The sequence below is a fragment of the Vibrio scophthalmi LMG 19158 genome (genome assembly GCF_000222585.1).
In the GTDB taxonomy this organism is placed as follows: Bacteria; Pseudomonadota; Gammaproteobacteria; order Enterobacterales; family Vibrionaceae; genus Vibrio; species Vibrio scophthalmi.
The window spans coordinates 43,885-52,077 of record NZ_AFWE01000023.1; the positions used below are offsets into that span (position 1 = coordinate 43,885).

The window sequence follows — 8,193 nt, forward strand, 5'->3', positions numbered from 1 at the left end:
ACAACATCGATACATGGGCTCAGCGAATTGATTAATGATCTTCTGATGCGTGGTTCAAAGTATAACGTGGAATTTCTACCACAAGATCTTCTTGTGCAACACGCGCTTGGCAACCAAGACGAGATTCAGGCTCTAAACCCCATGCTTTATCCAGCATGTCATCTTCGAGCTCATCACTTTCTTCTAGTGAATCAAAACCTTCGCGAACAATAACGTGGCAAGTAGTACACGCACATGATTTTTCACACGCGTGCTCGATACCAATACCATTTTTCAGTGCCACATCCAAAACTGTCTCGCCCGCTTGAGCTTCTAATACAGCGCCTTCAGGACACAAGTCTTCATGAGGTAATACGATAATTTTAGGCATAACTTCTACTCTTAAATATCATCGACAGACTGACCAGATAACGCAGCTCGAATCGATTTATCCATACGACGAGATGCAAACTCTTGGCTTGCTTTATCTGTCGCCTTAATTCCTAACTCAATCGCATCGGCATCATCGCCGTTGCGCAGTTCAATAAGGGTTTCAATCACTTTTAGCAGCGCTTGTTCTTCTTCACTTGAAAGTAACTCAGCACCGTCCGCTTGCATCGCTGCAATCAAACCTTCAATAACACGATCCGCTTCAACACGTTGCTCAGCAAGCGCGCGAGCTTGCATGTCTTCTTTGGCATAGGTCATTGAATCACGAAGCATATCAGCAACTTCATTATCACTTAGGCCGTAAGAAGGCTTCACTTGAATCTCAGATTGTACGCCGGTGCTCTTTTCCATCGCGGTAACAGACAATAAACCATCCGCATCGACTTGGTAAGTGACACGAATATGCGCAGCACCCGCCGCCATTGGTGGAATGCCTTTTAACGAGAAACGCGCTAATGAACGACAGTCATCGACCATTTCACGCTCACCCTGCACGGTATGTACCGTCATCGCAGTTTGACCATCTTTGAAGGTGGTGAATTCTTGTGCACGAGCAACTGGAATGGTGGTGTTACGCGGAATGATTTTTTCCACTAGTCCGCCCATGGTTTCGATACCGAGCGAAAGTGGAATAACATCAAGTAACAACATTTCAGAGTCAGGTTTATTACCAACTAGGATATCCGCTTGAATGCCCGCACCGATCGCAACCACTTCGTCTGGGTTGATACTGGTTAACGGGGTACGGCCAAAGAACTCACCGACCATTTCACGAACTAACAAAGTGCGTGTAGAACCGCCAACCATAACCACTTGGTTCACGTCTTCTAGATCCACTTCTGCATCTTTCAATGCACGTCGGCACGACATTAAGGTCTTCTTCACTAAAGGACGAATAAGATCTTCAAACTCTTCACGAGTCACGGTGCCTTGCCAGCCGAGAACATCTACATCAGCGACATCTTGGGTAGAAAACGACTGTTTCACTTTCTGCGCAGCGTTAAGCAATGTGCGGTTTTGTTCAGCAGATAACGAAATTTCTAAACCCATCTTGGCCAATAAACACTCAGCCAAAAGATGGTCAAAGTCATCACCGCCCAGAGCAGAGTCACCGCCCGTCGCTAATACTTCAAATACACCTTTCGATAAACGTAAAATCGAGATATCGAAAGTACCACCACCAAGGTCATAAACTGCAATCACACCTTCTTGGCCAGAATCGAGACCGTATGCAATTGCGGCAGCCGTTGGCTCATTAAGCAGACGCAGTACATGTAAACCGGCCAATTTAGCCGCATCTTTGGTACCTGCGCGCTGTGCATCATCGAAATAGGCTGGAACGGTAATCACGACACCCGCTAACTCTCCACCCAATGTGGTTTCCGCTCGCACTTTCAAAGCGCTTAAAATATCCGCTGAAACCTCAATCGGGTTCTTGTTACCACCCGCGGTTTGTAAAATAGGCAAGCCATTATCACTGGCAGTCAGCTGATAAGGTAAAGAAGGGTAACGCTGATTGATATCTGTCAGTGAACGACCAATCAGGCGTTTGACTGAAATAACAGTGTTGGCAGCATCTTGTTCAGAATGTGCAAGCGCCTCGTGGCCAACCAAAACCGCATCATTAGTGTAATGAACGACAGAAGGCAGAATACGACGACCTTGATCATCTTCTAATGTCGCAGCATCACCGCTACGAACCGTCGAAACCAATGAATTGGTAGTGCCAAGATCAATACCGGCCGCCAATTTATGTTCATGGGGTGCCGAGCTCTGACCCGGTTCTGCAATTTGAAGTAACGCCATTGTTAGTCCTTGCTCTGAGATTAACCGAGTAGTCTTTCTTCCACTAACTCGATTTCATGTTTTAATTTGGCAATAAATTTAAGCTTACGTACGCGATCAGCAGCGAGAGTCCATTGAGCCTCGTTGAGCTCTTTTTCTATCTCGATCAGCTGCTGTTTATACGTTTTAGTCACCTTTTCATCAAACTCAAACAATGCAGCTTCAGGATCCGCTCCACTTGGGATCTCTTCCAACTCTTCACGCAATTCCATTTGTTCCATTAAAAACATTGGATCTTGTAAAGTTTGTTGTTCTCCCTGAAGTTCAATACCGTTTTGGGCAATGAGATATTCAGCACGCGAGAGCGGCTTTTTCAGGATTTGATAAGCATCGTTGATTTGTGCTGCTTTCTGTACCGCCATTAAGCGATCGCGTTCAGAAGCAGTTGCAAAATTGTCAGGATGAAAACGTTTTTGCAGTTCACGGAACTGAGAAGAAAGAAGGCCACCATCCAGACTGAACTGAGTTGGTAGCCCAAATAATTCGAAGTGATTCATTTAAATCTAGCCCTTGGCAATCTCTCCTACTTTCACAAGTAGGAGATCAATCATTAAACGTTGAAGCTTTCACCGCAGCCACATTCACTTTTCGCATTCGGGTTATTGAACTCGAAACCTTCGTTCAATCCCTGCTTTACGTAATCAAGCTCTGTGCCATCAAGATAAGCAAGGCTCTTTTGATCAATGATTACCTTAACGCCTTTGTGCTCAAAGACTTCATCTTCTTCATTTAACTCGTCGACAAACTCAAGTACATAAGCCATACCCGAACAACCTGTCGTTTTTACACCGAGACGCAAACCCACGCCTTTCCCACGATTTTCTAGGAAAGCGCCTACACGGCTAGCGGCTGCATCTGTTAATGTAATGGCCATACTGCACCTTGATTGTTTCTATTACCAATAAAATGGGAGGCTTGCTCCCATCATGACAAAGTCGAGTTTACTGATGTTTTTTCTTATAGTCAGCAACTGCTGCTTTAATTGCGTCTTCCGCTAGGATTGAACAGTGAACTTTCACTGGTGGAAGTTCTAGCTCTTCTGCAATTTCAGAGTTTTTGATTGCTGCCGCTTCGTCGATTGATTTGCCTTTAACCCACTCAGTCACCAGTGAGCTTGACGCAATCGCGCTACCACAACCATAAGTTTTGAACTTCGCGTCTTCAATAATACCTTCCGGCGTTACTTTGATTTGAAGCTTCATAACATCACCACACGCAGGAGCACCAACCATGCCGCTACCTACCGATGGATCTTCTTTATCAAAAGAACCAACGTTACGTGGGTTCTCATAATGATCAATTACTTTTTCGCTGTACGCCATAATATCTACCTCGAATCCTCTACATCTATATCAATTGGGATGCTAACTGATTAGTGGTGCGCCCACTCAACCGTGTTTAAGTCGATCCCTTCCTTGTACATATCCCATAGAGGAGACATGTCGCGTAGCTTATTCACCGCTACACGGATTTGTTCAATTGCATAGTCCACTTCTTCTTCCGTCGTAAAACGACCAAATGAGAATCGAACTGAACTGTGTGCCAACTCATCGTTTAAACCTAGAGCACGCAGAACATATGATGGTTCAAGACTGGCTGATGTACATGCACTGCCTGAAGAAACGGCTAGATCTTTCAGTGACATCAGTAGCGACTCACCTTCAACAAAAGCAAAGCTGATGTTTAAGTTGTGCGGTACACGTTGATCAAAGTCACCATTAACCGTTACGGCTTCAAGATCCTTCACACCATTAAATAAACGATTACGAAGGGCCAATGCATGATCGTAATCTTTTTGTAGCTCTTCTTTCGCAATACGGAAAGCTTCACCCATGCCAACGATTTGGTGTGTTGCTAGCGTGCCTGAACGGAATCCACGTTCATGGCCACCACCGTGCATTTGAGCTTCAAGGCGAATACGTGGCTTACGACGTACATACAGTGCGCCGATGCCTTTCGGGCCATAAACTTTGTGTGCAGATAAGGAGATAAGATCTACTTTCATCTCTTGCACATCAATCGCAACTTTACCTGCAGACTGTGCAGCATCAACATGGAAGATAATTTTACGTTCACGACATAGTTCGCCAATCGCTGCAATATCTTGGATTACGCCGATTTCGTTGTTTACGTGCATGATAGAAACCAAGACGGTATCTTCGCGCATCGCCGCTTGAAGTTTGTTTAGGTCGACAAGACCATTAGCTTCCGGCGCCAGGTATGTCACTTCAAAGCCTTCACGCTCAAGTTGGCGACAAGGATCCAGTACCGCTTTGTGTTCGGTTTTGCAGGTAATGACGTGCTTACCTTTCTTCTCGTAAAAATGCGCAGCACCTTTGATAGCTAAGTTATCAGACTCAGTTGCGCCAGAAGTAAATACGATTTCACGAGGGTCTGCGTTTAGCAGCTCAGCGATTTGTTCGCGAGCGTTATCGACTGCCTCTTCGGCTTGCCAACCGTAACGGTGTGAACGTGACGCAGGATTACCAAACGTACCATCCATCGTCATGCACTGAACCATCTTTTCAGCAACTCGTGGGTCAACTGGACAAGTTGCTGAATAATCGAGATAAATCGGCAGTTTCATTCTTTACTCCAATGTAAACTTACTGACCGCCTATGAGCGGACATTGATTCCCATAGCCGCACTCAAAGAGTCGCGATTGGTTAAGCTATGGTTTACCGCAAGATCTAAGTCTTGTCGGTCAGAAATTTCGAGGACTTCGTTGTCTCTCATCAACTCACCTAGGGTGATGTTGTTAAGAAAGTCACTAATGCGGGAACTCAGGTCGCGCCACAATGTGTGTGTAAGGCAACGAGTACCACCTTGGCAGTCACCTTTGCCGTTGCACTTAGTTGCGTCTACTGACTCATCTACAGCCGCAATTACCGTACCTATTGCAATATTCTGTGCATCTTCACCAAGGCGGTAACCACCACCAGGGCCGCGTACACTAGCAACCAAACCTGCTTTACGTAGCTTAGAAAACAATTGCTCTAAGTAAGATAGAGAAATGCCTTGTCGTTCGGAAATATCAGCAAGCGGTACAGGGTTTTGCTGAGAGTGTAGTGCCACATCTAGCATAGCCGTAACTGCATATCTTCCTTTAGATGTAAGTCTCATATAACACCATATCCACATTGTTCATGTGGTAACAATTTTTCCATACCTGACTAAAATGGTCAAGTATTTATTTGACCATTTTAGTCAGGTATTACCGAAAGATAGGTGTTAGGCCGAGATCAACGTTGGGTTGATTTTTCAACCGCCGTTAATATTCCGCGTAAGATATTAATCTCTTGCTGCTCTGGACGAGCTCGACTAAACAAACGACGCAGTTTATTCATCACTTTGTTCGGCTGGTCTTCAGATATAAATTGGGTATCAATCATCACTTTTTCAAGATGCTGATAAAGCATTTCTAGTTCTTTATGACGAGGATATTCTGGAACCTCGGCTTCAGGGTAGCCAAGCTTCTCTTGTTCTAGATGCGCAATACGAATTTCATAGCTAATGGTTTGAACCGCCATCGCCAAGTTTAATGAACTGTATTCAGGGTTGGCAGGGATGCAGACATGATAATGACAGGTCTGTAGTTCATCGTTAGTTAAACCGGTACGCTCACGGCCAAAAACAATTGCAACATTTGCCTCGCGGCCTTCTTGGACGCATTTTTCACCGCACTCACGCGGCTCAAGCATTGGCCAATCAAGCGTACGTGAACGAGCACTCGATCCTACCACCAAGGCACAATCAGAGACAGCCTCTTCCAATGTTGCAAAAACTTGAGCATTAAGAGCAATATCACTTGCGCCAGCAGCCAGTGCTACAGCTTGATCATCGACCTCACATTGTGGATCAACCAAAACCATATTCGTTAAGCCCATCACTTTCATTGCTCGCGCTGCAGAGCCAATGTTTCCGGAGTGAGAAGTGCCAACTAAGACCACTTTGACGTTGTTAAGCATGACCGATTACCTATCGCATTATAAAGCTGCGAGATATTATCACATTGAAGAGGAAAAGGGGTGTCGTGATTCAATTGGGCCGATCAATAGTGCGAAAATTAACCACTTCCCTTTCCGGTTTATTCTGTTATACTTCCGGCCGTTTTTCTGTTCTTTAACATCCGTTGGGAAATTTAGTATGCATCCAATGCTTAATATCGCTATTCGTGCTGCACGAAAAGCTGGCAACCACATTGCCAAATCACTTGAAAATGCTGAGAAGATTGAATCTACTCTAAAAGGCACGAACGACTTTGTTACTAACGTAGACAAAGAAGCAGAAGCACTGATCATCGATACCATTAAAGCGTCTTACCCAGACCACTGTATCGTTGCTGAAGAAAATGGCCTTATTGACGGTCGCGATAAAGAAGTACAATGGATCATCGACCCACTGGATGGCACGTCTAACTTCGTTAAAGGTCTACCACACTTCTCTGTTTCTATCGCTGTACGCATTAAAGGCCGTACAGAAGTAGCTTGTGTGTACGATCCAATGCTTAACGAACTATTTACCGCTCAACGTGGTTCTGGCGCTCAGCTGAACAATGCACGTATCCGCGTTAAACAAGTAAAAGATCTACAAGGTACTATCCTTGCTACTGGTTTCCCATTCAAACAAAAACAGCACTCTGAGTCTTACTTCAAGATCATGTCTGCTCTATTTGTTGATTGTGCAGATTTCCGTCGCACTGGTTCTGCAGCTCTAGACCTATGTTACCTAGCGGCAAACCGTGTTGATGGTTACTTTGAACTAGGCCTAAAACCTTGGGATATGGCAGCAGGTGAGCTTATCGCTCGTGAAGCAGGCGCAATCGTAACTGACTTTGCTGGCGGTACTGACTACATGACATCTGGCAACATCGTTGCTTCAAGTGCTCGTGGCGTTAAAGGCATTCTTAAGCACATCCGTGAAAACGGTAATGCTGCAATGCTAAAATAATCGCTATCGTCACAGCTGATTATAAAAAGGCCCCGCTCTCTGAGCGGGGCTTTTTTGTTTGTCCTGTCCCGTCCTGAAATGTGTTTACACATTGAGGACGGATTATGATAGCCAAGCAGTGATGATGGCTGGCTAGAGCATGCGAATAAGTATGTTGATTGCGATTAACTGATTCGAGTAAAACGAAATGTCTGCAGCTTTTGTTCACTGCCTTCAATATAAGCATAGCTATCAATTAACCACACCTGATTACCGACAAAACTCAATTCAAGACGCACATCCGAACTAGGAATATCATTGTAAATTACATCATCTATATTGGTTGGATAAAAAGAAATTCGATTACGATCCGAGAGCGCTTCGCCAACAAAATTAACCGAGACGTTTTTTATTCGGTTATCAATCTGCAGCTGATGCCCGGTCGTTGGTTGATAGCTAAACGAAGCATTAAGATTAACCCCTTCTTCATTGGTAATACTTACATCCGCATTTGACAGTGATGCCAATTTCCCTTCAGCACTAATTTTTTGATGTTCAATCGTCACAATATGATTTTGAATATTGACGTTCCACTCACCGACAAAGTTTTCTAATTGCTGCCAATTTTGCGGACTAGCGGCAGTTTTATCCCCCCCTAACGCAGTGATAGCATCATTACGACTATCATGACGAATATTATCTCGATTACTCTGCAAATCTTGGCTTGAACCTGCCACACCGCCAGCGACCCCTCCAGCAATCGCACCTTTAACCGCGAGATCGGGTTCGCCAGTTAATGCTCCCATAGTTAAGCCTAATAATGCCCCACCAACTGCTCCTTGCTTAGTCGCTGCGTTGGCATCATCTTCGCCGGGTGTGACACAGCCAGCTAGTAAAGGGACTGAGATAAGGGATGTTAAAACTAGCTTAGTGTTGAATTTCATAAGACACCTCATTTCTTAAACTAGCTGTATGGTAAATAATACCAA

10 protein-coding genes are annotated in these 8,193 nt (G+C 44.7%); 1 reads left to right on the plus strand and 9 read right to left on the minus strand.

Annotation, left to right across the window (positions count from 1 at the left end):
* Window positions 1–31: 31 nt before the first annotated feature.
* The 8 genes from fdx to trmJ all read right to left on the minus strand — a co-directional run bounded on the left by fdx (window position 32) and on the right by trmJ (window position 6,243).
* Window positions 32–370: an ISC system 2Fe-2S type ferredoxin gene (gene fdx, locus RH88_RS00965; protein WP_005592825.1), complete on the minus strand. Its 339-nt coding sequence runs from the start codon at window positions 368–370 to the stop codon at window positions 32–34.
* Between the two features lie 11 nt (window positions 371–381).
* The gene (hscA, locus tag RH88_RS00970) at window positions 382–2,235 is read right to left on the minus strand and encodes a Fe-S protein assembly chaperone HscA (protein ID WP_005592826.1); all 1,854 of its coding nucleotides are present in this window, start codon (window positions 2,233–2,235) and stop codon (window positions 382–384) included.
* Between the two features lie 20 nt (window positions 2,236–2,255).
* Complete coding sequence (gene hscB / locus RH88_RS00975) at window positions 2,256–2,771, minus strand: co-chaperone HscB (RefSeq protein ID WP_005592827.1); 516 nt, start codon at window positions 2,769–2,771, stop codon at window positions 2,256–2,258.
* 53 nt (window positions 2,772–2,824) lie between these two features.
* A complete protein-coding gene (gene iscA / locus RH88_RS00980) occupies window positions 2,825–3,148 on the minus strand; it encodes an iron-sulfur cluster assembly protein IscA (RefSeq protein ID WP_005592828.1) in 324 nt (107 codons plus the stop codon).
* 67 nt (window positions 3,149–3,215) lie between these two features.
* Window positions 3,216–3,596, minus strand: a complete 381-nt coding sequence (gene iscU, locus RH88_RS00985; RefSeq protein WP_005592829.1) for a Fe-S cluster assembly scaffold IscU — start codon at window positions 3,594–3,596, stop codon at window positions 3,216–3,218.
* Between the two features lie 50 nt (window positions 3,597–3,646).
* The gene (locus RH88_RS00990) at window positions 3,647–4,861 is read right to left on the minus strand and encodes an IscS subfamily cysteine desulfurase (protein WP_005592830.1); all 1,215 of its coding nucleotides are present in this window, start codon (window positions 4,859–4,861) and stop codon (window positions 3,647–3,649) included.
* Window positions 4,862–4,891: 30 nt separating this feature from the next.
* A complete protein-coding gene (iscR, locus tag RH88_RS00995; RefSeq protein ID WP_040757785.1) occupies window positions 4,892–5,398 on the minus strand; it encodes a Fe-S cluster assembly transcriptional regulator IscR in 507 nt (168 codons plus the stop codon).
* Window positions 5,399–5,517: 119 nt separating this feature from the next.
* Window positions 5,518–6,243: a tRNA (cytosine(32)/uridine(32)-2'-O)-methyltransferase TrmJ gene (trmJ, locus tag RH88_RS01000; RefSeq protein WP_005592833.1), complete on the minus strand. Its 726-nt coding sequence runs from the start codon at window positions 6,241–6,243 to the stop codon at window positions 5,518–5,520.
* Between the two features lie 178 nt (window positions 6,244–6,421).
* Between trmJ and suhB the strand changes: the two genes are divergently transcribed.
* Window positions 6,422–7,225 (plus strand): inositol-1-monophosphatase, encoded by an 804-nt coding sequence (suhB, locus tag RH88_RS01005; protein WP_005592835.1) that lies wholly within the window; start codon window positions 6,422–6,424, stop codon window positions 7,223–7,225.
* 164 nt (window positions 7,226–7,389) lie between these two features.
* On the opposite strand, the gene RH88_RS01010 is transcribed toward suhB, so the two are convergent.
* Window positions 7,390–8,148 (minus strand): hypothetical protein, encoded by a 759-nt coding sequence (locus tag RH88_RS01010; RefSeq protein ID WP_005592836.1) that lies wholly within the window; start codon window positions 8,146–8,148, stop codon window positions 7,390–7,392.
* Window positions 8,149–8,193 lie beyond the last annotated feature (45 nt).